Origin of the sequence: Sulfoacidibacillus thermotolerans, from assembly GCF_003144315.1 — a bacterium.
GTDB classification, from domain to species: Bacteria; Bacillota; Bacilli; order Alicyclobacillales; family SLC66; genus Sulfoacidibacillus; species Sulfoacidibacillus thermotolerans.
This window is the reverse complement of the sequence record NZ_MPDK01000010.1, coordinates 48043-73033: the sequence shown is the minus strand read 5'-3', so window position 1 is coordinate 73033 and position 24991 is coordinate 48043. Positions and strand designations below refer to the sequence as shown.

Below are 24991 nucleotides of genomic sequence, written 5' to 3'. Positions count from 1 at the left end.
GCATGACGGATTTGTATCGGGCAGCAGGTGTGGATATTGACGCCGGCAATGAGACGGTTGAGCGGATCAAACCACACGTTAAACGGACGTTGCGCAAAGAAGTTTTGGGGAGTATCGGGTCATTTGGTGGTGGGTTCCTATTCCCAAGTGACCAATACCGTGAGCCTGTATTGGTTTCTGGGACGGATGGTGTAGGGACGAAGCTGAAATTGGCGTTTTCGCTGCAGCGTCATGACACGATAGGGATTGACGCGGTTGCGATGTGTGTCAATGACATCTTAACCACTGGCGCTCAACCCCTTTTTTTCTTAGATTATTTTGCTACGGGAAAATTGCAACCAAAGGTTGCTGAACAAGTGGTCAAGGGCATTGCGGATGGATGTGTATCTGCGGGTGCGGCGCTCATCGGCGGAGAGACGGCAGAAATGCCTGGAATGTACTCTGAGGGAGAATATGACATTGCCGGTTTTGCTGTAGGGGTCGTTGAGCGTGCGCGCATGATCGACGGCCGTGCGGTGCAGTCTGGAGATCGTGTGATCGGGCTTGCTTCATCAGGTCCACACGCCAATGGGTATTCTCTCATCCGAAAGCTTGTAAAAGAGCATGGCCATGCTTATGAAGAGCCATTTGGCGATGGTACGCACAGCCTTGGGGAGATTTTGCTGACGCCGACAAAAATCTATGTGAAGCCAATCTTACAATTATTGCAAACGCATTCTGTGCATGCAATGGCGCATATCACTGGGGGCGGACTGCTAGAAAATATCCCGCGCGCTTTACCAGAAGGTGTGGGATGTGTGATAGAACTTGGCAGATGGCCTGTTCCACCAATTTTTTCGTGGTTTCAGACATTGCAAGAGATTGATCAACAGACGCTTTATCGCACATGGAATATGGGGATCGGTTATGTGCTCATTGTTGCTGAAAAAGACGCTGCATCAGTTGTAAGTGCTTTGCGTGCGCTCGGGGAAGATGCATATGAGATTGGGTATGTGGAAGAGGGCCGAGCAGGAGTTACACTTTTGTCTTCTGAGGGATTGCGATGAAACGTGTTAATATTGCAGTTTTTGCTTCGGGTCAAGGGTCGAATTTTCGCCGTCTTGTAGAGGCAGAACGCGCAGGGGAACTCGGTTGTGGTCATATCGCGTTGTTAATTAGTGATAAACCGACGTGTGGAGCAGTGGCGTATGCAACTCACGTCGGGATCCCTTGTTTTGCGCATACGCATCAGGAACTGCAGGGTAAGGCGCAGTGGGAGCAGATGGTGCTTAACAAATTACAACAGGAGCAGATTGGGTTTGTTGTGCTTGCTGGCTATATGAAACTTATAGGGATTACGCTGATTGAGGCTTATGAACAACGAATGATCAATTTGCATCCTTCGCTGTTGCCTGCATTTAAAGGACTCAATGCAGTTGAGCAGGCGCTAGCGGCTAAAGTTTCAGAGACTGGCGTTACTGTGCACTATGTTGATGCACAGTTAGATGCCGGACCGATTCTAGAACAAGTGCGTGTTCCTATCTTTGAGACAGACGCAGTGGAAGACGTGCTGGCGCGAGTTCACCGCGCAGAGCATGAGTTGTTGCCGCGCGTTGTAAAACAGTGGTGTGAAAGGGAGATTGGATGTCATGGCAAGGGCATTAATTAGTGTTTCGGATAAAACGGGGATTGTGGAACTCGCGCAAAAGCTTCAGGCTGCAGGCGTTGAACTTGTTTCTACTGGTGGTACATTTCGTGTCATCGCACAGGCGGGAATTCCCGTTCGAGAAGTTTCCGAGGTGACTGGGTTTCCAGAAATGATGGATGGGCGCGTCAAAACGCTACATCCGCTCATTCATGGTGGATTGTTGGCGTTGCGTGACAATGTAATGCATATGCAAGCAGCAAAGCAGCATGGTATAGAAATGATTGATTATGTAATTGTAAATCTATATCCTTTTTCGGAAACAATAGCGAAAGCTGACGCTACTTTAGAAGAGGCAATTGAAAATATCGATATTGGTGGACCTAGCATGCTTCGTGCAGCAGCGAAGAATTACCCGCATGTCGTCGTTTTGGTCGACCCTAGTGATTACGCATGGGTAGGAGAACGCGTAGCCAAAGGAGAGGCGATTGTGCGCGAGGAACGTTTTGCACTGGCGGCGAAAGTGTTTCGGCACACAGCGGCGTATGATGCAAAAATTGCTGATTATTTAACGCAACAAGCGGGGGAAAGTTTCCCACAATCGCTCTCACTTACCTATGAAAAGGCGATGGATTTGCGTTATGGGGAGAATCCTCACCAAAAAGCGGCCTTTTATACGTCTGCGCAAAAAGTCTATCCTTCTTTGCAAACTGCGGTGCAAAAGCAAGGAAAAGAGTTATCGTATAACAATATCCAGGATGCAAACGCCGCTCTCGATCTCTTACTTGAGTTCACCGATCCGACGGTAGTTGCAGTAAAGCATATGAACCCTTGTGGGGTGGGGACGGGCCGCGATGCGCTAGAGGCGTTTACTCGTGCATATGAAGCGGATCCAGTATCCATATTTGGTGGGATTGTCGCATTCAATCGCGTGGTTGACGCAGCGGTTGCAAAGCATTTGACGGAGCTATTTCTCGAGATTGTCATGGCGCCTGCTTTTACGGAAGATGCGTTAGCTGTCTTAGCGAAAAAGAAAAATGTGCGTGTGCTAGAATTGGGGGAGTTTGGGCATCTAACATCTGCTGTACCGTCACTTGTACTGCGTAGTGTACGCGGCGGATTACTGATTCAAGAGTCTGATTGGCGCACAGTGCAACCTGATGATTTAACGGTTGTCACGAAAAGAGCGCCTTCGAAAGCAGAACTTGATGAATTATTATTTGCCTGGAAAATTGTAAAGCATGTGAAAAGCAATGCGATTGTGTTAACCCATGCACATCAATCGATTGGTATTGGGGCTGGGCAGATGAATCGCGTGGGTGCGGCGAAAATTGCGATTGAACAAGCAGGGGAACGAGCCAAAGGGAGTGTATTGGCGTCAGATGCTTTCTTCCCAATGCCCGATACGCTCGAGGTAGCGGCAAAAGCGGGGATTCAAGCGGTGATTCAGCCAGGTGGTTCGATCAAGGATCAACTGTCGATTGATGTGGCCGATGAGCATGGGATCGCGATGGTGTTTACTGGGGTAAGACATTTTCGCCATTAGGAAGCGGCGGATTTTTGGGGGGAAAGCGAGTGAAGATTCTCGTGATTGGCAGTGGTGCGCGGGAGCATGCGATCATCCGCAAACTCGCGTTTGACGCAAAAAAAAGTGGGACAAGTGGCCTGCTTAAACTATTTGCGGCACCAGGAAATCCAGGAATGGAGCAGTGGGCGACTTGTGTGTCCATCGATGTGTTAGATATCGATGGACTCGTGTCCTTTGCCCAAGCGCAACAGATTGATTTGACAGTCGTAGGACCGGAAGCTCCTCTTGCTGCAGGGATTGTCGATCGTTTTATGGCTGTAGGGCTGCGTATCTTTGGTCCTGAAAAAAAAGCAGCTCAATTAGAAGCAAGCAAATCATTTGCGCGTGAGTTGGCGCAAAGAGCAGGGATTCCTTCACCACAGTATCAGATTTTTGAAGATCCTGTCCGTGCTCGTGAGTATGTTCGAAAACAAAGTGGGCCGATTGTGGTGAAAGCTGATGGACTGGCTGCGGGGAAGGGTGTCGTCATTGCGCAGTCAAGTGCTGAGGCAGAGCAAGCTTTACATGCGCTGATGGAAGAACGTACATTTGCGAGTGCAGGCGAAACGGTTGTCATTGAACAGTTTCTTGTGGGCCGCGAAGTGTCTGTGATGGCTTTTGTCGATGAGTCTGGATATGTTCTTATGCCAGCGATTGAGGATCATAAACAATTATATGCTTCTGATCAGGGACCCAATACCGGGGGGATGGGGACGTATACTCCAGTTCCTTTTATAGGGGAAAAGGAACAAGAGCGCATTCGTACCGCGATTTTCGATCCGATTTTAGCACAGTGTCGCAAAGAAGGAATTCGTTTTCAGGGTGTCTTATTCGCTGGGCTGATGATGGTTGAAGGACAACCGTATTTAATCGAATTTAATGTTCGCTTTGGCGATCCTGAGACACAAGTGGCGTTAGAATTGCTAACAACGGATTTGCTTGCAGTGTTTGAGGCGGTTGTAGAGAATCGCATCAGTCAAATGGAAGTGCAGTTTGCTAAAGATGCGGTAGTTTGTGTTGTGCTTACGGCGGCTGGATACCCAGATGCGCCGCGTAAAGGAGAGATCATTACAGGACTTGATGCTGGCGAAGAAAGTGAAATTGTGTATACTTTACACGCAGGCACTCGTCGTGATGCTGCTTCTTTGGCTTTAGTTACAGATGGGGGACGCGTCTTAAATGTGATTGCGCGCGGAGAGACACTGACTATTGCGCGCGAACGAGCGTATCATCGCGTCCAGAGCATTTCCTTCCCTGGTAAACATTATCGAGAGGATATTGGAATGCGCTAAGGACAGTTTTGCACGGGATGATTTTGCGGCCTGACATTTAATATTGGGGTACATGGCTGTCATGATGCGAAAGGTCCGGTCTTACCGTCTTTACGTTTTGGCTGTATTATTGGGTGGAGCAAGCTATGGATTTGTCTCGCCGATTGTTAAAGTAGCCTATCACAAAGGGTTTTCAGCAACGGAGGTGACAAGCGGCCAATTTTATTATGCTGCGTTGCTCTTGTGGTTGATCGTGCTCTTTCAAACGCGAGGGAAAATTTCCTTAAAAACGCTTAGCCGGGTAGACTTTTGGCGTCTCTTGGCACTTGGTTTGTTAGGTACGGGAACTGCCGTTTTGTATTATCGTGCTCTGACTGTCTTGCCTGCATGGTTAGCCATCATACTTTTGTTTCAGTTTTCTTGGATGACCTTTGTTCTTGATTATATTGTGCGTCGAAGAATTCCAACTGGTTGGCAATGGGGTGGAATTCTTTTGATCGTCATAGGCACTGTATTAGCAAATCTCCATTCACAGATAGGGCATCACTGGTCTGCTTTGGGGATGTTTGATGGTTTGATGTCAGGAGCTACGTATGCTGCATTTTTATATATCAATGGGCATGTACAATCTCCAATCAAGCCGTTTTTGCGTGCTTCACTCATTACGTCAGTCTCAGCAGTTGCAGTTTCAGCGATTTATCCTCCACATGTGGAGCTATTTGTTGCGGCTTGGCATGGCATGTGGGTGTATGGTCTCCTCATTGGACTCTTTAGTCAAGCGATTCCAACTTCGCTGTTTGCTGTTGGTGTGCCGCACGTAGGGGGATCTGCAGCCGCGATTTTGTCGAGTGTGGAACTGCCGATTGCCGTACTGTTAGCTGCGGGGTTGCTGCATGAGCAGGTAAGTGTGATTGGGTGGATTGGCGTACTTTTCATTATTGCAGGAATTGCGGTAGGACAGCGGCAGCAACGAGTTGCATAGTGCCTTGCATTGTGATTGGAAGGTCTACCTCGCGCGCATACTAAAAAAGGAGTCGCCACTTTTTTAACTTGCTGCCGAGGGAGGTTATGATGTGGACAATAAGACCAGTCGAAAAGCAGATGAGCCTTCTGCAACGAGATTGTCCCCACTTGCTTCAAAAAGCCAAGCGCGCGGAGAAAGCATTGAAGAAGTAAAGAAGCAAGCAGACCATTCCCCAATTCGGCGCGTCTAAACATCTTTTGACCGCGCAGTGGAATGTCTGAGGTACTCGTTTGGGGTGCTCTACATGGTGTTTCATCTCTTATCCCATGTAGAGCACTGGCGATCGAACCCTCCATACATAGATTTGACGCGCTTTTTCCCTATGAATGAGAGTTCATGAGAGATAAACTATGAGAAGGAACGCTTATTTGGAATAGACTGTGTGGAAAAGGGGTTTTCCATTGTTTGAACTTCATGTGGTACTGGGACTCATCGCCATGATCCTCTCTTCTCTTTTATTGTTATGGAATGCATTGCGTTTTGGGAATGGGTGGAAGAGGCCTGGGTTTGGGCGAATCTTATTAGTCCTTTTAGATTTGCAAGTTTTAATTGGACTGATCGTATTTATTGCACACCCGATTTGGGGATTGTTTTTGTTACATCCTTTGATCATGATTGTCGTGGTCGGGATTGCACATGTGCTTGTACAAGAGAAACGCAAACCACAGACGCAACTGGTTGGCTACTTGTTGACGACCTTGCTGCTCATGGTGGGCGTTTATTTCGCGACGCGGTTTGCCTGATCTAGAGAAAAAGTCACGAGTATTTATACAAATTCAACGCTGAAAGCATTGATAAACCGGGCATTCCGGTTTATTTTTATAGACATATTTGAAACTTTATGCACATAGTTGTATAATGATTCACAAGAGGGGTGACGGTATGCGGATTGCGCTACTTGGCGCTACCGGATATGGAGGCATTGAGACACTTCGCCTTCTTGAAGGGCGCAAAGATGTGGAAGAACTTGTAGTTTTCTCTGATCGATATGCAGAGCAAGCGATTGAGCAGGTGTTGCCTCAGTTTAGGGGCACGTCACTTGGGCGGATCGCCTTTTCACCGCTTGCAAAGTTTCATGACCTTTCTTTGATGGATGCAGCCTTGCTCGCGATGCCGCATGGGGAAGCCCCAAAGTACGTGGAAAGATTACTTGATCAAGATGTGCGTGTGATTGATTTTAGTGGGGATTATCGATTGCCTAGTGATCTTTATGAACTTTGGTATCATGCTCCAGCAGCAGAGCGCCATGCGCCTGCTGTGTATGGGTTGCCTGAGCGTTATCGGGAGCAAATTCGTACGGCGCGGCTTGTCGCGAATCCAGGGTGCTATGCAACAGCTTCGGAGCTTGCGCTGTTGCCGTTGCTTGAGCAGCGGTTGATTGACCCGTTGCGTATTGTGATCGACGCGAAATCAGGGGTTTCAGGAGCAGGTAGAAATCCAAAAATGACGACTCACTTTGCTGAGGTCGCTGAAAGTTTGCATGCCTACAAAGTAGGCGCTCATCAACATACACCGGAAATTGAGCGCATTCTAGCTGATGCGTGGGTACGTGGTCGAGAACATGGGGGAGGCGAATTTGCTTCTCAAGATGTGAAGGTACTTTTAACAACGCAATTACTACCTATTAAGCGGGGAATTTATGTTACTGCGTATGGGCAATTGAATAAAGAAGAGATGACGACAGCTGATGTTTTAGGCATCTATCAGACTCGCTATGAAAAAGAGCCGTTTGTGCAGGTTTTGCCTTTAGGAGAGATGCCAGAAATTAGGCAAGTAACAGGAACGAATCTGTGTCAGATCGGCGTGCATGTCGATGAGCGCACTCACACCGTACTTGCGGTGGCGGCGATTGATAATTTAGGTAAGGGAGCTGCCGGTCAGGCCTTGCAAAATCTAAATCTCATGTTGGGTCTCAAAGAGACATTAGGCCTACAACTGAGCCCGTGGTGGTAGGAGGTGGCAATGTGCAGACGCTTGTTGTGAAATATGGCGGCAGCGTAAGCGAAGAACACACTTTTTTGCTTGAAGAAATCGCCTATTATGCCCGCAATGATGTCCATGTGGTTGTGGTTCACGGTGGGGGGCCTGAGGTGACGCAATGGCTCTCACGCCTTGGGCACGCTACGGAGTTTGCTAAAGGACAGCGGATTACTGATGAATTGGCACTCCAAGTGGTGGAAATGGTGTTGTCCGGACGAGTAGGGAAACGCATCGTGCGCCAATTGCAAAAATATGGTGTGCGTGCACTTAGTTTATGTGGTGAGGACGCTGGGATGGTTCGTGCAGTGCCTTATGAGAATGGGCTGCTCGGTTATGTCGGCCAAGTGGAGATGGTTGACGTCAGATTGCTTTGTTCTCTGCTTGCAGATCGCTACGTGCCTGTAATCGCACCTCTTGGGGTAGATGCAAATGGTCAAGTGTATAACATCAATGCAGACTTTGTAGCGGCTAGTCTTGCAGGTGCTTTGCGGGCGGATGCGTTTGTGTTGGCGACAGATGTCGCGGGAGTGCGTGAACATGCGAACTCACAGCATACGCTCGAGCAACTCACGGAAGAGGAAGCAATTTCTATGGTTGAGGATGGACGGGCGATTGGCGGCATGATTCCTAAATTGCAAGCGGTCGTGCATGCGGTGCAAAGTGGTGCAAAAGCTGCGTATGTGCTCGATGGCCGTATGGCTGATGCGTTGCACAGCGTAATGGAGGGACGTTCCATTGGGACGCGCATTATTCCCACAGGGATAATGAAAGGAGGAGTGGAACATGCCTGAAGTACACAAATGGAACACGCGGCAACAAGTCGTTGAGCAGGTTCCAGCTCAGACGCTTGATGCAGAGTATGTCATGCACACGTACGCACGGCAACCTCTGCAGATTGTACGCGGAGAAGGCGTATATGTATTTGATGAGCAGGGAAGAGCATATTTAGATTTTACGAGTGGAATTGCCGTCTGTGGGCTTGGGCACTGTCATCCGGCTCTTGTTGCGGCGGCAACCGATCAGTTGCAGCAGTTATGGCATATTTCAAACATCTATTTGACTGCTCCGCAAGCAGAGTTAGCTGCGCGACTTACCAAGATGAGTGGGATGGACCAAGTTTTTTTCGCGAATTCAGGGGCAGAAGCCAATGAGGCAGCCATTAAGTTGGCGCGCCGCTATTCGAAGCAAAAGTACGGGGCGCATAAAGGAGAAATTCTGACGTTTGCGCACTCTTTTCACGGGCGTACGATTGCGACTGTGACTGCGACGGCACAACCCAAGTATCAAGAGGGGTTTGGACCATTGCCTGGGGGATTTCGCTATGTGGAGCAGGCGACGATCCAAGCTGTAAAAGAGGCCGTGACGGAAAAAACGTCGGCGATTCTGATTGAGCCGATTCAGGGGGAAGGCGGTGTTCGTCCTTTTCCGACAGAGTTTTTGCATGAACTACGCGAGTTTTGCACACGCATGGGCTTACTTCTCATTTTCGATGAGGTGCAAACGGGAGCGGGGCGCACTGGAGCTTGGCTTGCTTGGCAACGTCTCGGTATCAAGCCGGATATTGTAACGATGGCCAAATCATTGGCAGGTGGGTTGCCGATGGGCGCGATGCTTGCGGTTCAAGAAGTGGCGCAAGTATTTACTCCGGGGACTCACGGCTCAACCTTTGGCGGAAATCCTGTTGCTGCACGGGCGGCTTTAGCATTGATGGACGTGATGTCGGCACCTGGATTTTTTGAACAAGTGCGCCGCAGAGAGCAGCAGTTGTACGGGGAATTAGTGAAACTGGCAGCGCTGCGTGAAGACATCGTTGATGTGCGCGGACTTGGACTCATGTGGGGGATGCAATTAAAAACACCGCGAGCCGGTGAAGTTGTAGAGCGTTGCCGCGAACTTGGGTTGCTTGTGTTAACGGCAGGGCCAGATACTCTTCGATTATTGCCGCCGTTAATCGTATCGCAAAAAGACGTAGAGCTGGCAGTAAATATTTTGCAAGCAGCATTAGGATAAGGAGGGATTGATGATATGAGTATGGCGGCTGCGCGCGAGAGTGGATTAAAAGGCACTCATTTTCTTGATTTTTCTGGTTGGACTGCGCACGAGATGCATGCGGTGTTGGCGCTAGCCAATGAATTAAAGCAAAAGCGCGCGAAAGGGGAGCCCACGCCTTATTTACAAGGGAAGACCTTAGCGATGTTGTTTGACAAGGCATCGACGCGGACGAGAGTCTCTTTTGAAGTGGGAATGTATGAATTGGGTGGGCATGCATTATTTTTATCCAATCAAATGACCCAAGTGGGGCGCGGTGAGCCACTCGCTGATACTGCTCGCGTGCTTTCGCGCTATGTGCAAGGAATCATGGTGCGCACTCATGCACACGCCAATGTGGAGGAATTAGCGCGCTATTCCACGGTTCCTGTGATTAATGGGCTCACAGACGATCATCATCCAGTACAAGTATTAGCAGATTTTATGACTATTCTAGAGCATAAAGGGCGTCTGCGTGGGCTTACTTTGTGTTATGTTGGAGACGGCAACAACATGGCTCACTCGCTGTTGCAAGCTGCTGCTCTTGTCGGTATGCATATCCGCATTGCTTCGCCTCATGGATATGAGCCGCGCGCTGATATTGTCCAACAAGCGCGCCGTAGAGCGATGCCGGCGCACTCTGAAGTGACAGTAACAGAAGATCCCTATGCGGCGGCAAAGGGTGCGGATGTCATTTATACGGATGTATTTACAAGTATGGGGCAAGAACAGGAAGCAGAGAAGCGCCTGCTTGATTTTGCAGGGTTTCAGGTCAATCAGGAGCTATTAGGATTGGCTGATCAGGATGCCATTTTTATGCACTGTCTCCCGGCACACCGGGGTGAAGAAGTCACAGAAGAAGTTCTTGAAGGTGCGCAATCCGTCGTATTTGACCAGGCGGAAAATCGCTTACATGCACAAAAAGCGTTGCTTGTGGCCCTCATGAGCGATCATTCATAAGGAGTGGGAGAATGGGAAAGCAAAAATTGGTTCTTGCCTATTCAGGCGGACTGGATACATCGGTTGCTATTAAATGGTTGAGTGACAAATATGGATATGATGTGATTGCATTATCTGCTGACGTGGGTGAAGGTAAGGATCTGTCTTTTGTTAAGGAAAAGGCGTTGTCTATTGGCGCAGTGGAATCCTATATGATTGATGCGCGTGAACAGTTTGCGGAAGAGTTTATTTTGCCTAGTTTATATGCTAATGCTTTGTATGAAGGGGTATATCCGCTTTCAGCTGCCTTGTCGAGGCCGTTAATTTCGAAGTTGCTTGCGGAAGTTGCGGAAAAAGTTGGCGCAAAAGCGGTTGCGCATGGCTGTACGGGCAAAGGGAATGATCAGGTTCGCTTTGACGTCTCTGTTGCGGCCCTTGACCCTGCGCTAAAGGTAGAAGCGCCTGTTCGGGAGTGGGCGTGGTCGCGGGATGAAGAAATTGCTTATGCAAAAGAACATGGCATCCCGATTCCAATCACGTTAGATAGTCCATTTAGTATTGATGCAAACCTTTGGGGAAGAAGTTGTGAGGCGGGTGTGTTGGAAGACCCTTTTGCGGAAGCGCCAGAAGAGGCATTTGAGTGGACGGTGAATCCAATAGATGCGCCGAATCAACCAGAATACGTGGAAATTGAGTTTGCAGCTGGCCGCCCGATCAAGTTAAATGGAGAGAGTCTGTCACTTGTGACATTGATCGAACAACTGAATAAAATTGCGGGTGCGCATGGGGTAGGACGTATTGATCACGTGGAAAACCGGTTGGTAGGGATTAAATCTCGCGAAGTGTACGAGGCACCAGCAGCCATCACATTGATCAAGGCGCATCAGGCACTTGAGTATTTGACATTGACGCGCGAAGTTGCGCAATTTAAGCCGATGATGGAGCAAAAATATGCGGAGCTTGTCTATAATGGTTTGTGGTTTTCACCGCTAAAATCCGCGATTGACGCGTTTATTAAAGACACGCAGGCACATGTGACGGGAACTGTGCGCATGAAACTGTTTAAAGGCAGTGTTTTTGCAGCGGCTTCGCGCTCACCCTACTCTCTTTATAACAAAGATTTGGCAACGTATGCAGGTGGAGATACATTTGATCATAAAGCAGCAGTTGGATTTATTTCCTTATGGGGATTACCGACACGCCTTCAGGCGACGGTGCAGTCAGATACAGAAGAATAAGGGGCGGTTTGTCACATGGGAAAGCAGTCCAACGCAATGTGGGGCGGGCGCTTTACAAAACAACCGGATGAACTTGTGGAGGCGTTTGGCGCCTCCATCGCTTTCGATCAGCGTTTAGCTTTTTATGATATTGCTGGTAGCAAGGCACATATTCGGATGTTAGCCAAGCAACAAGTCGTAACTGAACAAGAGGCACAGATGATTGTGGAGGGACTTGACAGCATTCGTGAAGAGATTGAGGCTGGCACGTTCGTTTGGGAACAATCATTAGAAGATGTGCACATGAATATTGAGCATCACTTGATCGAGCGCATTGGGGCGGTAGGGGGAAAATTGCACACAGGGCGAAGCCGCAATGACCAAGTTGCGCTTGATATGCATTTATTTGCTTTAGAAGAGGTTGACGTGCTTGTGACTCTTGTCACTTCCTTACAAACAGCATTATGCGATTGTGCAGAACGGAATTTTGATGTGATTATTCCTGGCTATACGCACCTACAGCGCGCTCAACCTGTTTTATTTGCACATCATTTGCTGGCGTATGTATGGATGCTCGCACGTGATCGCGAGCGCCTCTTTGGCGTTCGTAAACGGGCGGATTTAATGCCTCTTGGCGCGGGAGCACTAGCGGGTACGACGTTTCCAATTGACCGAACGTTTGTGGCCAGTGAACTCGGTTTTACAGCACTTTATGAGAATAGCATGGATGCGGTGAGCGATCGCGATTATGTGATTGAGATGCTTGCTACTCTGTCTGTGGTTATGATGCATTTGTCGCGCTTAGCTGAGGAGATTATCTTATGGAGTAGTGCAGAATTTGGTTTTCTTGAATTGGATGATGCATATACAACGGGGTCGTCCATGATGCCGCAAAAGAAAAATCCTGATATGGCGGAGTTAGTTCGTGGCAAAACAGGACGTGTCTATGGGCATTTGCTCGGAATGCTTACCACTTGTAAGGGGCTTCCGCTCACTTATAATAAAGATATGCAAGAGGACAAAGAAGGATTATTTGATGCAGTTGACACCGTGAAGACGGCTCTGCGAATTTTTACTGGGATGATAGAAACGTTAACAGTTCGCACGGAGGCCGTGGAGTCAGCGCTGCGTCAGGATTTTAGCGCGGCGACGGACGTGGCAGATCTACTTGTGCGAAAAGGTGTTCCTTTTCGAGAAGCGCACGAAATTGTAGGGAACATGGTGCGTTATTGCATTGAAACGAAAAAGCCGTTGGCAGAGTTAAGCAAAATGGAGATACAGCGTTTTACTCCACTGCTCGATGAACAGGAACTTGTCGCCTTGACTCCACAAGCTTTGGTTGCTGCGCGCAATTGCCGTGGGGGTACAGCACCAGAGGCTGTACGCAAACAATTGCAATGGGCACGCGAGCGCTTGGAACTCAGATAAGGGCGAGAAAAACTCTGGTAATTTAATCCACATGCAGGAGTTTCGACGCACATGTCGAATACTTTGTCGAAGCGTGGCGTATTGCGACTCAAGTTGCGATGCGCTGCGGCTTTGAGATCAACTCCGCATGGGGGATCGGTATGATTGAAATGCAAGATGTTTGGAAGGAATATGAGAATGGCGTAACTGCATTGTCGGGGGTTTCCGTTCGCATTCCACAAGGATCGTTTGTCTATGTGGTGGGACCTAGCGGTGCTGGGAAATCGACGTTTATTAAATTGATGTATCGCCAAGAACGTCCTACGAAAGGACATATTTTCGTTGGGGGCTTTAATATTGAACGGCTGCGTGAAAGTCAAATCCCTATCATGCGGCGTCATGTCGGAGTAGTCTTCCAAGACTATAAGTTGCTGCAACAACTTACGGTGGCGGAAAATATCGCTTTTGCGCTAGAAGTCATTGAGGCTTCACGGCGCACGATTCAAAAGCGTGTTCAGGAAGTATTGGAGTTAGTTGGACTTGAAGACAAAAGAAATATGCTGCCGCGAGAACTTTCTGGCGGCGAACAGCAACGGGTTGCCATTGCTCGAGCGCTCGTTAACAAACCCAAAGTTGTCGTTGCAGATGAGCCAACGGGGAATCTTGATCCAGATAATTCATGGGCGATCTTGAAGTTGTTAGAACGTGTCAATGATCGTGGGACGACAATCGTCATGGCGACACATAACCGCGAATTAGTTAATGCGTGTAAAAAACGTGTGATCGCCATTGAAAATGGACGGATTAGTCGAGACGAAGAGCGTGGGGATTATGGCTATGAAGATTAGGACAATAGGTCGCCATGGTCGCGAAGGATTTAAAAACTTGTTTCGCAATGGCTGGATGACGTTTGCCGCGATTAGTGCCGTTGCTGTAACGCTGCTGATTTTAGGAGCGTCGCTGGTCTTAAGTGTCAATATACAATCGATGTCGCTCAATATTGAAAACCAATTACAATTCAATGCGTATGTCTCCGATCGCGTTCCTAATAAAGAGTTGCCAAAGTTGGCACATGAACTTCGGAGCATCCATGGGGTTCGCACGGTCACGTTTATCTCGAAGGCTGAAGGGTTAAAGCGGATGAAGCAAATTTTGCAGTCGAACTCAGATTTAATTAATGGGCTAGGCAACCCGCTTCCTAATGAATTTGTACTGCAAGTAAATAACCCGCATCAAATCCCACAAATTGCAAACGAAGTAAAACATGTGCGTGGGATTGAAAAAGTGCAGTACGGTGCGAGTGTTGTGCCAAAATTGCTTTCTGTTATGACGATTGTTCGTGATACGGCGATTATTTTTATCGCGGGTTTGATCGTAATGGGGATGTTTTTGATCTCCAATACGGTGAAAATCACCATATTTACGAGGCGGCGCGAAATTGAGATTATGAAACTCGTCGGAGCAACAGATGGGTTTATCCGTGGTCCATTTTTCGTCGAAGGGACATTGATGGGGATCTTTGGGGCGTTGATTCCGAGCGTGCTCTTGTATGAAGGGTATCGGTGGATTCGCCATCAAGTTGCCTTGTTTCCGCCGTTCTCATTGCTGCCTACGCCCTATGTGATGGATCGTGTGGTACTCGTGCTACTTGCATGTGGTCTGTTTATCGGGGTGTGGGGATCGCTTGTTTCGATGCGTAAATTTTTGCGCGTGTAGTCTGAGTGTTACTGGCAGTCTCGTCCGCATAGAGTATAGGAGGCTGTATGAAAGTACAGGCCTGCCGATTTGCGAACGAGGGTCAGGTGGTTTGAATGTTAAGTGGAAAAGTAGGAAAGTGGAGTCGATTGATCGGAACGGTCGCCCTAACGGCGGCAGTCACCGTCCTTTCGCTCAGGTGGATAGGAGCAGATTTCTCTCCATTGGCGAGTGATGCTTCATATCAAAAATTTCTTTCTGCATATGAGTTACTCTCTGAGAATTATTTTCAAAAGGTGTCGACAAACAGGTTGTTAGAGGGTGCCATTGGAGGAATGGTGCAATCTGTTGGAGACCCTTTTTCACTTTACATGAATCCGGGAATGACAGCTCGCTTTCGCGAGCTAGTAACGTCTCATTTTCAGGGGATCGGCGCCGTTTTGACTTTGCAAGATGGGAATTTGGTGATTGCGAATGTGATGTCAGGGTCTCCTGCACAAAAGGCTGGCCTTGCGCCGGGAGATGTTTTGTTGCAGATTGCGGGGACGCCGACGACGGGGATGTCACTTGAGCAAGCGGTAGAAAAGATTCGTGGTCCGCGCGGAACGTATGTTTCACTTGAAGTGAAGCGTGGTGACCAGAAGTTGCGCATGAAGGTGATGCGCGCACGTCTCGATCAGATGACAGTTTATGCGCGTATGCTGCCTGATCGGATTGGGTATCTATTGATTACGCAATTCAGTGAGGATACGGCGTCGGCTTTTGCGCGCGATCTTGACATTTTAGAAAAAAGTGGCGCGCGCGCTCTGATCATCGATTTGCGGGATGATCCTGGAGGGTTATTGCAGAGCGTAGCGCGCATCGCAGATGACTTGTTGCCAAAGTCAAAAGTGATCGTACAATTGCAAGATCGTAGTGGACATCGCGAGGTGTTGCGTTCTACAGGTGCAAATGTGCATCTTCCAATGGTGTGTTTGATCAATGGTGACAGTGCGAGCGCCGCTGAAATTCTTGCTGCTGCACTCGGGGAATCCTTGCATGTACCGCTCATTGGGGAGCGTACATATGGGAAAGGAACAGTCCAGGAAACCCGCGAGTTTCACGATGGTTCAAGTATTAAATTGACCGTGGCGCGTTGGCTTACTCCTGATGGGCAATGGATTCATAAGCGCGGGATTGCTCCCACGATCGCTGTGCCTACCCCCTCTTATTTTCGACTGCCGCCACTATCTATGAATATGCCTAGGCCGTATACGCAAAATGCAAACAATGTTGAAATTGCAGTGTTACAGCGAATGCTATTAGCGTTAGGATTTAATCCTGGACGTACAGATGGATATTTCAATCAGGAAACGAAAAACGCACTATCTATTTTTCAACGTCAAAATCGCCTGCCTGTGAATGGCGAATTGAATAATGCAACGGCATACGCGATCAATGTCGCGATGTTGCGTTTGAAGCAACGCGAGGACCCGCAGTTGATGGCTGCGATTGGTTATCTCGAACAGAAACTCATGCGCTAGCAGCAGGAAGCCGCGACGTCCCTGTCGAATAAGTAACCTGTGGGTTATCTGCAGGTTACTTATTGTTGTTTCGTGTCGAGGAAGGGACGATGGTCGTGGCGTTGTGGCAGCAACTGAGTGATGGCTATATGCGACTATTGATGGAACCTTGGATCTATTTCCTCCTGCTTGCAGTCGTTTGGTTGCAATATCGTCGCGCTGAGCGTATGGAGCGCGCCTCGTTTGGCGTAAAAGTGAATTTTGCGAGTTTAGAGTGGGCGATCTCTGCTGTATATGGATTACTCGCGGGAATTGTGGCAAGCAGTTTGTTTGCACTGTTGCACATTCAGGTGAGTGCGGGAGAGATCCTCGCTGTGTGGGTACTAATTTTTGTTTTGATGTGGGTCGATGTCCGATTAACGTGCACGGCGTATGTCGGACCGCTGCTGATTCTTGGTAGCTTTATTTTGCAGTGGTTCGTGATGCGTGCAGGGAGTCAATCGATTCCCTGGATTCGTTCGTTACTGAATACCCCTGAACATTTTTCTTCACTTCTCCTCATGACTGGAATTCTTCATGTGTTTGAAGGAGTACTTGTTTTTTTAGCTGGATGGCGCGGGGCTTCCCCATTATTTGTCGAAAGCCGACGCGGTCAAATCATCGGGGCCTTTGCCTTACAGAAATTTTGGCCTCTGCCACTTGTGGTAGGGGTGGGGATGGGCGTTGCCATTCCGTTTCCAGTGCTGATTGGGTTTAGCACTTTTACGATTGGATACATACCAAAAACCGCCGCACGTGTAGCGGCTTTGCCCCTTATCCTCTACGGATTACTGGTAACAATGGGCGCTTTTTTTGCGCGCGGGCACAGCGTTTGGATCCTATGGGTTGCACTTTTTACTTTGGTCGCGCATGAAGCGATTTATCAAATGATACGCCGGAAAGAGATGCATGCCAGTGCACTTTTTGTCCGTCCGGCGAGGGGAGTACGCGTGTTAGCAACGCTTTTGCGCAGTCCGGCTCGGATGATGGGACTGCAACCGGGTGATACGATGATCAGGGTAGGCGGCATGAGTGTGAACAGCGCATATGATATCCATTTTGCACTTGATCAAAATCCAGCTTATGCGAAAATCGAAGTTGTAGATCTGCGTGGGGAGACCCGCTTTTTAGGCACTCCCGTGTTTGAAAATGATCCTCATCAATTGGGTGTCATCATGGTTCCTGATGAGCATGCGAGGGAGTATGCGGAAATCTATCCATTTTCAGTTGGGCGCTGGTTGTTTGAATGGTGGCGACGCAAAAGATCAATCGGTCAAAAAAAATCCGCGACCATGTCTGAACGCCCGAATCAAGGGAACTCTGCGCCAGGTTCTTAAAATTGGCATACGCTTGCTCGTAGTGGTTACTGCAGAGGACAATATAGCTACACTACTCTATGCGTTATAGATAAGGGGTTATGTATATATGGATATGACTACTCTGATAGGGTTACTCTTGAGTTTTATTTCTTTGCTTGTAGCATTTGTCATGGAGGGAGGGTCACCACTTGCGCTATTTGGATTATCTGCTGGCCTCATTGTATTTGGAGGCACGATTGGCGCACTGATCGTTTCCTATCCAGGAGCGCAACTGCGCAGGATACCGGCGTTGTTTAAAATTGCCTTTACCAACCGGACAAGTGAACCTCTAGACACGATTGACGAACTGGTCACTCTCGCTACGATTGCGCGGCGCGAAGGGATTCTCGCACTCGAGGATAAGGTAGTCGGACTTGAGGATACTTTTTTAAAGAACGGCATTCAATTAGTAGTGGACGGAGTAGATCCAGAACTTGTGCGCAGCATTTTAGAAACAGAGTTGACCGCTATGGAAGAGCGACATGAAACGGGTGCAGGGATGTTTGAAGCGGCTGGCGGCTTTGCCCCTACGATGGGGATTTTAGGGACAGTTATGGGACTCATTCATGTATTGAGCAATTTATCAGATGTTTCAAGGTTGGGGCCTCTGATTGCTACCGCGTTTATCGCGACCTTATACGGGGTTGGCAGTGCCAACTTGATCTGGCTGCCGATTGCAAGCAAATTGAAAATGCGATCAAAATCCGAAGTGACGTCACGTGAATTGATTGTGGAGGGGGTTCTTTCCATTCAAGCGGGTGAAAATCCCAATACATTGCGACAAAAACTACAAGTTTTTTTAGCTCCAGGTCAGCGCGAACGCGCAGTCACAGCGCAAGCACCGAGCGGTGCAGCAGAGGTGGCAGATATGTAATGGCTGATTTTGGGGGACGCCAGTTTATATCGAACGTATGATCGTATATAATAAAGAAAGGAGTGCAAAAGGAGGGTTGGCAATATGACGAATTCGTTGCCGGGCTCATTTCAGTTGGTGTCTGATTATGCGCCGACTGGAGATCAACCAGCAGCTATTGATGCATTAGTTGAGAGTTTGCGCGAGGGCAATACTTTTCAAACGCTGCTTGGCGTCACAGGCTCAGGGAAGACGTTTACGATTGCCAATATCGTCGCAAAGTTGAATCGGCCGACGCTTGTCATTGCACACAACAAAACGTTGGCTGCACAGTTGACTGCCGAGTTTAAAGAGTTTTTCCCACATAATGCGGTCGAGTATTTCGTCAGCTATTACGATTATTATCAACCAGAAGCTTACATTCCGCAATCTGATACTTTTATTGAAAAAGATGCAAAAATTAATGATGAGATTGATAAGTTGAGGCACTCAGCGACGAGCGCTTTATTTGAGCGCAATGATGTGTTGGTCGTTGCGAGTGTTTCAAGTATTTTTGGTTTAGGGAGTCCATTTCGCTATCGAGAAAATGTATTGTCGCTGCGTGTTGGGATGGAGCGACCGCGTAATGAGGTGTTGCGTCGGTTGGTCGATATGCAGTATGAGCGCAATGATATCAATTTTACCCGTGGCACGTTTCGCGTTCGTGGGGATGTGCTTGAGATTGTTCCGGCTTCGCAAGGAGATCATGCGTTACGTGTCGAATTTTTTGGTGATGAGATTGATCGGATCACAGAAGTTGACCTTGTGACAGGGGAACTGATTGGCAGAAGAGATCATATTGCCATTTTTCCGGCATCACACTTTGTCTCTTCGAAGGAAACGGTGGAGCGTGCAGTAAAAAGCATTCGTATTGAATTGGCGCAACGCCTTGAAGAGTTGCGTGGAGCCGGAAAATTGTTGGAAGCGCAACGCCTTGAGCAACGCACGAATTACGATTTGGAGATGTTGCTTGAGGTGGGGTTTTGTTCAGGTATCGAAAATTACTCGCGTCATTTAGATGGACGCGTGGCGGGCGAACCACCTTATACGCTGTTTGACTATTTCCCGGAAAACTTCCTGCTCGTCATCGATGAATCTCATGTTACGATTCCACAATTACATGGGATGTACGGAGGAGATCACACGCGGAAGATGACACTGATTGAGCACGGATTTCGTCTGCCCTCAGCTGCCGATAATCGGCCATTGCGTTTTGAGGAACTTAGTCGTTACAAATATCAGACAGTATTTGTCTCGGCTACGCCTGGTGATTATGAACTAAAAGTCAGTGCAAAGATTGTGGAGCAGATTATTCGTCCGACTGGATTGCTCGATCCACTGATTCACGTCCGACCGATCAAAGGGCAGATTGATGATTTAATTGGTGAGATCCGCAAACGCACGAGTCGCGATGAACGCGTTTTGGTCACTACGCTGACAAAGAAAATGGCGGAAGATTTGACAGATTATCTAAAAGAAATTGGCATTCAAGTACGTTATTTGCACAGCGATATAAAGACGCTCGAACGGATGGCAATTTTGCGCGATCTGCGGCTAGGTGTATTTGATGTTTTAATTGGAATTAACTTATTGCGTGAAGGATTGGATCTGCCTGAAGTGTCGTTAGTTGCGATTCTTGACGCCGATAAAGAAGGCTTTTTGCGCGCAGAACGTTCTCTGATTCAAACGATAGGTCGGGCAGCGCGCAATGCATCGGGTGAAGTTATCATGTATGCAGACGTGATCACACGTTCTATGCAAGTTGCTATTTCTGAGACAAATCGGCGGCGTGAGCGACAAGTCGAATACAATCAACTGCATGGAATCATTCCTCAAACGATTAAGAAGGCTGTGCGTGACGTTATTGAGGCGACGAAATCACTAGATGAAGCTGAGAGCCTTGAAGAGCAGGTCAAAACGATGACAAAGTCAGAACGCAAGGAATTGATCGGGCGTTTAGAGAAAGAAATGAAAGACGCAGCCAAAGCGCTTCAGTTTGAGAGAGCTGCACAGTTGCGCGACTTGATCTTGGAATTGTCAGCGTCATAAGTAAACATTTAAAAATCGGCCAAAAGGAGGGCTTAAAACAGCATGGCCCACGAGTATATCGTGATTAAGGGCGCTCGCGCCCACAATCTAAAAAACATCGATGTGGTCATCCCGCGCGATCGCCTTGTGGTACTCACTGGATTGAGTGGGTCAGGGAAGTCTTCACTTGCATTTGACACTTTGTATGCAGAAGGGCAGAGAAGGTATGTAGAATCGCTCTCAGCCTATGCGCGCCAGTTTCTAGGCCAGATGGACAAACCAGATGTAGATGCAATCGAGGGACTTTCTCCTGCGATTTCAATTGACCAAAAGACGACGAGTCGCAATCCGCGATCGACAGTGGGGACAGTGACGGAGATTTATGATTATTTGCGGCTATTGTATGCACGTATTGGCAAGCCACACTGTCCAAAATGTGGAATTCCGATTTCATCGCAAACAGTAGATCAGATGGTGGATCGGATTATGAGTTTAGACGAGGGGACACGAATTCAAATTCTTGCCCCCATCGTGAGTGGCAAAAAAGGGGAACACGCAAAGGTAATAGAGGATCTGCGCAAGAGTGGCTATGTACGCGTGCGCGTAGATGGCGAGTTGCGTGACCTAGCGGATGAGATTCGGCTTGAAAAAAACAAGAAGCATAGTATTGCCGTGGTCGTGGACCGTATTATTGTCAAACCGGGTGTTAACGCGCGCGTTGCCGACTCACTGGAAACAGGTCTAGGATTGACGGGTGGCACTGTCGTTATCGATATTTTGCAACACGAGGAGTTGCTGTTTAGTCAAAATCTAGCGTGTCCAGTGTGTGGATATAGCGTGGGTGAAATCAGCCCTCGCATGTTCTCGTTTAATAGTCCTTTTGGTGCGTGTGAGGTGTGCAGTGGACTCGGGGTGAAGCTTGAAGTAGATATGGAGCTTGTGCTCCCTGATCGGACAAAAACGCTTGCGGAGGGTGCTGTAGTACCTTGGATTGGATCTACCTCCTCGTATTATCCCCATTTATTGGAGGCTGCGTGCCGCCAATTCAAAATACCGATGGATCTCCCGGTTGAACAACTTCTACCTGAACAGATACAGAAGTTATTGTATGGTGCGCCAACAGAAAAAATTAAATTTACCTATGACAATGACTTTGGTCAGACAAAGCAGATTGAAGTGTTGTATGAGGGAATCATTCCGAATCTCGAACGCCGTTATCGGGAAACTGCGTCAGAGTCGATTCGCGAATTTATTGAAGGGTTTATGGCGAGTCGCCCTTGCCCGTCCTGTCATGGGGAGCGCTTGCGACCTGAGAGCTTAGCAGTGCGCATTGCGGGAAAAAGCATTTCGGATGTGACGAGTCTTTCAATTGATGAAGCACTTCATTTTTTTTCCACATTGACGTTGAGTGAAAAGGAACAACAAATCGCAAATCTGATATTAAAAGAGATTTCTTCGCGTCTAGGATTCCTGTGCGATGTCGGTTTGAATTATCTCACTTTGGCGCGTGCAGCAGGAACGTTGTCAGGTGGAGAGGCACAACGCATTCGCCTTGCTACTCAGATAGGGAGTAGCTTGGTTGGTGTGCTGTACATTTTGGATGAACCAAGCATTGGTCTACATCAACGCGACAATGCACGACTTATTCGCACGTTGACGCAGATGCGTGATCTTGGGAATACACTGATCGTCGTAGAACACGATGAGGACACCATGTTTGCGGCGGATCAGATTATCGATATTGGTCCAGGCGCCGGTGTACATGGGGGACGCGTGATGGCTCAGGGGACCGTGGAAGAGATCATGGCAGATCCACAGTCACTTACGGGCCAGTATCTCAGTGGTCGCAAATTTATTCCTGTGCCCGAAGATCGGCGCAAGCCGAATCAACGTTTTCTTGAGATTCGGGGAGTGAGAGAAAACAACCTTAAGGGTTTTGATGTAAAAATTCCCTTGGGATTATTTACGTGTGTTACAGGGGTTTCGGGTTCCGGGAAAAGTACTTTGGTGAATGAAATTTTATATAAGATACTTGCTGCGCAGCTAAATAAAGCAATGACGAGACCAGGTAAATATAAATCAGTGAGTGGGCTGGAGTATTTAGATAAAGTGGTAAATATCGATCAGTCTCCAATAGGGCGCACGCCGCGATCGAACCCGGCCACATATACAGGCGTGTTTGACGATATTCGAGATGTTTTTGCAGCGACCTCTGAAGCAAAGATTCGCGGGTATAAAAAAGGCAGGTTTAGTTTTAATATCCGCGGTGGACGCTGTGAAGCGTGTCGTGGGGATGGGATCATCAAAATTGAAATGCATTTTTTGCCGGATGTCTATGTCCCGTGTGAAGTTTGTAAAGGGCGCAGGTACAATCGGGAGACACTTGAGGTTCATTATAAGGGGAAGTCAATTGCCGATGTACTCGATATGACGATTGAAGATGCTGCGGAATTTTTCGCCAACGTACCTCGTATTACTCGTAAATTGCAGACGCTCGTCGACGTTGGGCTCGGCTATATGCGGCTTGGACAGCCAGCTACCACGCTATCTGGAGGAGAAGCACAACGTGTCAAGCTTGCGTCAGAACTGTATCGACGCAGCACGGGTCGAACAATGTACATTTTAGATGAACCGACAACAGGTCTACATGTAGCAGATATTGAACGCTTACTCGTTGTTTTACAGCGACTCGTCGATGCGGGAGACAGTGTCGTAGTCATTGAACACAATCTCGATGTGATTAAAACGGCTGACTACTTGATCGATCTCGGACCAGAGGGTGGAGATGGGGGCGGACAGTTAATTGCCGCAGGAACGCCTGAAGCCATTTGTGAGGTTGCAGAGTCTTATACTGGACGCTATTTGGCTCCTATTTTAGTGCGTGACCGCGAACGTGCGGAAAATCGGGTGAAGTGCCAGACTGTCTCATGAGGTGACTACGTAATAGGAGAAGAGGAGAGATTCGATGGCTACAATCGATGAATTTGCTGCGCTTGATCTTCGCGTTGGAACCGTGCTGTCCGCAAAGTTGCATCCTACAGCAAGAAAACCAGCCTATCAGTTAGAAATCGATTTCGGACCGATAGGTATAAAATGGAGTTCTGCACAATTGACAGCTTTGTACCAGCCGGCGGATTTGGTTGGGCTGCAGATCGTCGCCGTGACGAATTTTCCTCCGCGCAGAATCGGCGATTTTGTCTCAGAGGTGCTCGTTTTAGGGGCGATGCAGGCGGATGGGCGTGTCATATTGTTGACGACTGAGCGACCAGCTATGCCGGGTGACCGGATTGGTTAAAGTTGCATAGAAGTCCTCGGATTTGCGAATTTTTCTGTGGGGAGACGGAGCATGGATCGTAAAATGATCGATATTTTTGGCGAACGTGTCGAGGTTTTAAAGCAACTTCCGCCGCAACTTGTTGAATGTTCGAGTGACGAGCTGAAAAAAGGAGTGACTGTGGGGGAGCAAGCTTGGTTCATGCTTGAAGATGAGGCCAGTGTCCCGCTCTACTCGGTCCTAGCTAAAGATCGGTTGAGTCCAACGGAGTGGGATCTTTTGCAATTGCTTTTAAAGAGTTCAAAAGGCCGTCAACAAGATGAAGATTCTCCACGTTGGCGCAGGCAACTCATTGAGGCGCTGCATGAGCCACCAGAAGCGTTTGCTAGTGCCATTCGAATTGAAGATGATATTGAAAACATGTTGGTCCCGTGGTCGTGGCCCGTATTTTTAATTGCGGTTCGACCCAAAGATGGCGCACTTCAGGAAATTGGCGCAGAAGTAAAAAAGACGTTTGAATCTTTGACACAAACGGTAGAACAGGCTCCTTTTGTCGTCCAAGACGCGGCTTTAATCATGGGGATTTTTCCTCTTGCACAAAAGGAACGCGATGGCAATGAGGTATTTATGGGAGAAGAGACGGCATTCGCATTGGTCGATGGTCTGCTTTCAGAATCGTTTATCGAGGCACGAGCCGTATGGAGTGAACCCATACGCAGTTTTCCTGAACTTTTGCGAACAGCGAAGCGAATGCTGTATGTCGCATTGACAGCTGAGCGTTTTGTTCCAGATCAACGAGTCCTCTCGATGCGCGGTTTGGGGATCTACGAATTACTGTACTCGATTAAACCGCAGTTGCGCCAAGCATATGCAGAACATGTGTTACCTTTATCAGCACTTGCAACGCTTGGCACTGAACTAGAACAGACAGTGACCCTGTTTATTCAGTGTGATTTAAATATTAGTGAAACAGCTCGTCGCTTGTATCTGCATCGCAATAGTTTACTGTATCGCATTGAGCGCATTCGTGATCTTACAGGATATGACATTCGTCGGTTTGATGATGCGATCACGGTTTGGAGTGCGTTGTTGCTTAACCGTTTCTGAATATTTTTGTATGGAATGGGTTTGGGGGTTATCTTACAG

Annotated in this window: 22 protein-coding genes; all 22 read left to right on the top strand. The window is 48.2% G+C overall.

Going from position 1 to position 24991, the window contains the following annotated elements:
• The first annotated feature begins 2 nt into the window (after positions 1-2).
• The 22 genes from purM to BM613_RS07600 all read left to right on the top strand — a co-directional run bounded on the left by purM (position 3) and on the right by BM613_RS07600 (position 24952).
• The gene (gene purM / locus BM613_RS07700) at positions 3-1046 is read left to right on the top strand and encodes a phosphoribosylformylglycinamidine cyclo-ligase (RefSeq protein WP_109430595.1); all 1044 of its coding nucleotides are present in this window, start codon (positions 3-5) and stop codon (positions 1044-1046) included.
• Positions 1043-1648, top strand: coding sequence for a phosphoribosylglycinamide formyltransferase (gene purN / locus BM613_RS07695; RefSeq protein ID WP_109430594.1), 606 nt, complete (start codon positions 1043-1045; stop codon positions 1646-1648). The genes purM and purN overlap by 4 nt, the downstream gene beginning before the upstream one ends.
• The gene (gene purH / locus BM613_RS07690; RefSeq protein ID WP_109430593.1) at positions 1629-3170 is read left to right on the top strand and encodes a bifunctional phosphoribosylaminoimidazolecarboxamide formyltransferase/IMP cyclohydrolase; all 1542 of its coding nucleotides are present in this window, start codon (positions 1629-1631) and stop codon (positions 3168-3170) included. The genes purN and purH overlap by 20 nt, the downstream gene beginning before the upstream one ends.
• 29 nt (positions 3171-3199) lie before the next feature.
• The gene (gene purD / locus BM613_RS07685; RefSeq protein WP_109430592.1) at positions 3200-4483 is read left to right on the top strand and encodes a phosphoribosylamine--glycine ligase; all 1284 of its coding nucleotides are present in this window, start codon (positions 3200-3202) and stop codon (positions 4481-4483) included.
• Between the two features lie 61 nt (positions 4484-4544).
• Positions 4545-5444 (top strand): EamA family transporter, encoded by a 900-nt coding sequence (locus tag BM613_RS07680; RefSeq protein ID WP_181362964.1) that lies wholly within the window; start codon positions 4545-4547, stop codon positions 5442-5444.
• A gap of 91 nt (positions 5445-5535) precedes the next feature.
• Entirely contained in the window at positions 5536-5676 is a 141-nt protein-coding gene (locus tag BM613_RS15020; protein ID WP_181362963.1) for a hypothetical protein, read from the top strand.
• 211 nt (positions 5677-5887) lie between these two features.
• A complete protein-coding gene (locus tag BM613_RS07675) occupies positions 5888-6229 on the top strand; it encodes a hypothetical protein (protein WP_109430590.1) in 342 nt (113 codons plus the stop codon).
• Positions 6230-6368: 139 nt separating this feature from the next.
• On the top strand, positions 6369-7439 hold the full coding sequence (argC, locus tag BM613_RS07670) for an N-acetyl-gamma-glutamyl-phosphate reductase (protein ID WP_181362962.1): 1071 nt from the start codon (positions 6369-6371) through the stop codon (positions 7437-7439).
• An 11-nt stretch (positions 7440-7450) separates the two neighbouring features.
• On the top strand, positions 7451-8257 hold the full coding sequence (gene argB / locus BM613_RS07665; RefSeq protein ID WP_181362961.1) for an acetylglutamate kinase: 807 nt from the start codon (positions 7451-7453) through the stop codon (positions 8255-8257).
• Positions 8250-9476 (top strand): aspartate aminotransferase family protein, encoded by a 1227-nt coding sequence (locus tag BM613_RS07660; RefSeq protein WP_109430587.1) that lies wholly within the window; start codon positions 8250-8252, stop codon positions 9474-9476. Before argB ends, BM613_RS07660 begins: the two co-directional genes overlap by 8 nt.
• Before the next feature lie 15 nt (positions 9477-9491).
• Positions 9492-10454, top strand: a complete 963-nt coding sequence (gene argF / locus BM613_RS07655; protein ID WP_109430586.1) for an ornithine carbamoyltransferase — start codon at positions 9492-9494, stop codon at positions 10452-10454.
• 11 nt (positions 10455-10465) lie between these two features.
• Complete coding sequence (locus BM613_RS07650) at positions 10466-11671, top strand: argininosuccinate synthase (RefSeq protein ID WP_109430585.1); 1206 nt, start codon at positions 10466-10468, stop codon at positions 11669-11671.
• A 15-nt stretch (positions 11672-11686) separates the two neighbouring features.
• Positions 11687-13078, top strand: a complete 1392-nt coding sequence (argH, locus tag BM613_RS07645) for an argininosuccinate lyase (protein ID WP_109430584.1) — start codon at positions 11687-11689, stop codon at positions 13076-13078.
• Positions 13079-13218: 140 nt separating this feature from the next.
• Positions 13219-13905: a cell division ATP-binding protein FtsE gene (ftsE, locus tag BM613_RS07640; protein WP_109430583.1), complete on the top strand. Its 687-nt coding sequence runs from the start codon at positions 13219-13221 to the stop codon at positions 13903-13905.
• Positions 13895-14773, top strand: coding sequence for a permease-like cell division protein FtsX (ftsX, locus tag BM613_RS07635; RefSeq protein WP_181362960.1), 879 nt, complete (start codon positions 13895-13897; stop codon positions 14771-14773). The genes ftsE and ftsX overlap by 11 nt, the downstream gene beginning before the upstream one ends.
• Positions 14774-14868: 95 nt before the next feature.
• On the top strand, positions 14869-16275 hold the full coding sequence (locus tag BM613_RS07630) for a S41 family peptidase (RefSeq protein WP_109430581.1): 1407 nt from the start codon (positions 14869-14871) through the stop codon (positions 16273-16275).
• An 89-nt stretch (positions 16276-16364) separates the two neighbouring features.
• Entirely contained in the window at positions 16365-17630 is a 1266-nt protein-coding gene (locus tag BM613_RS07625) for a PDZ domain-containing protein (protein WP_109430580.1), read from the top strand.
• Between the two features lie 88 nt (positions 17631-17718).
• Entirely contained in the window at positions 17719-18525 is an 807-nt protein-coding gene (locus tag BM613_RS07620; RefSeq protein WP_109430579.1) for a flagellar motor protein, read from the top strand.
• A gap of 96 nt (positions 18526-18621) precedes the next feature.
• Positions 18622-20592, top strand: a complete 1971-nt coding sequence (gene uvrB, locus BM613_RS07615; RefSeq protein ID WP_181362968.1) for an excinuclease ABC subunit UvrB — start codon at positions 18622-18624, stop codon at positions 20590-20592.
• 42 nt (positions 20593-20634) lie between these two features.
• Positions 20635-23502 carry an excinuclease ABC subunit UvrA gene (gene uvrA, locus BM613_RS07610; protein ID WP_109430577.1) on the top strand — a complete coding sequence of 956 codons (2868 nt, stop codon included), beginning with the start codon at positions 20635-20637 and terminating at the stop codon, positions 23500-23502.
• A gap of 34 nt (positions 23503-23536) precedes the next feature.
• Positions 23537-23866, top strand: coding sequence for a tRNA-binding protein (locus BM613_RS07605; protein WP_109430576.1), 330 nt, complete (start codon positions 23537-23539; stop codon positions 23864-23866).
• A gap of 51 nt (positions 23867-23917) precedes the next feature.
• Positions 23918-24952, top strand: a complete 1035-nt coding sequence (locus BM613_RS07600) for a PucR family transcriptional regulator (RefSeq protein ID WP_109430575.1) — start codon at positions 23918-23920, stop codon at positions 24950-24952.
• The last annotated feature ends 39 nt before the right edge of the window (positions 24953-24991 follow it).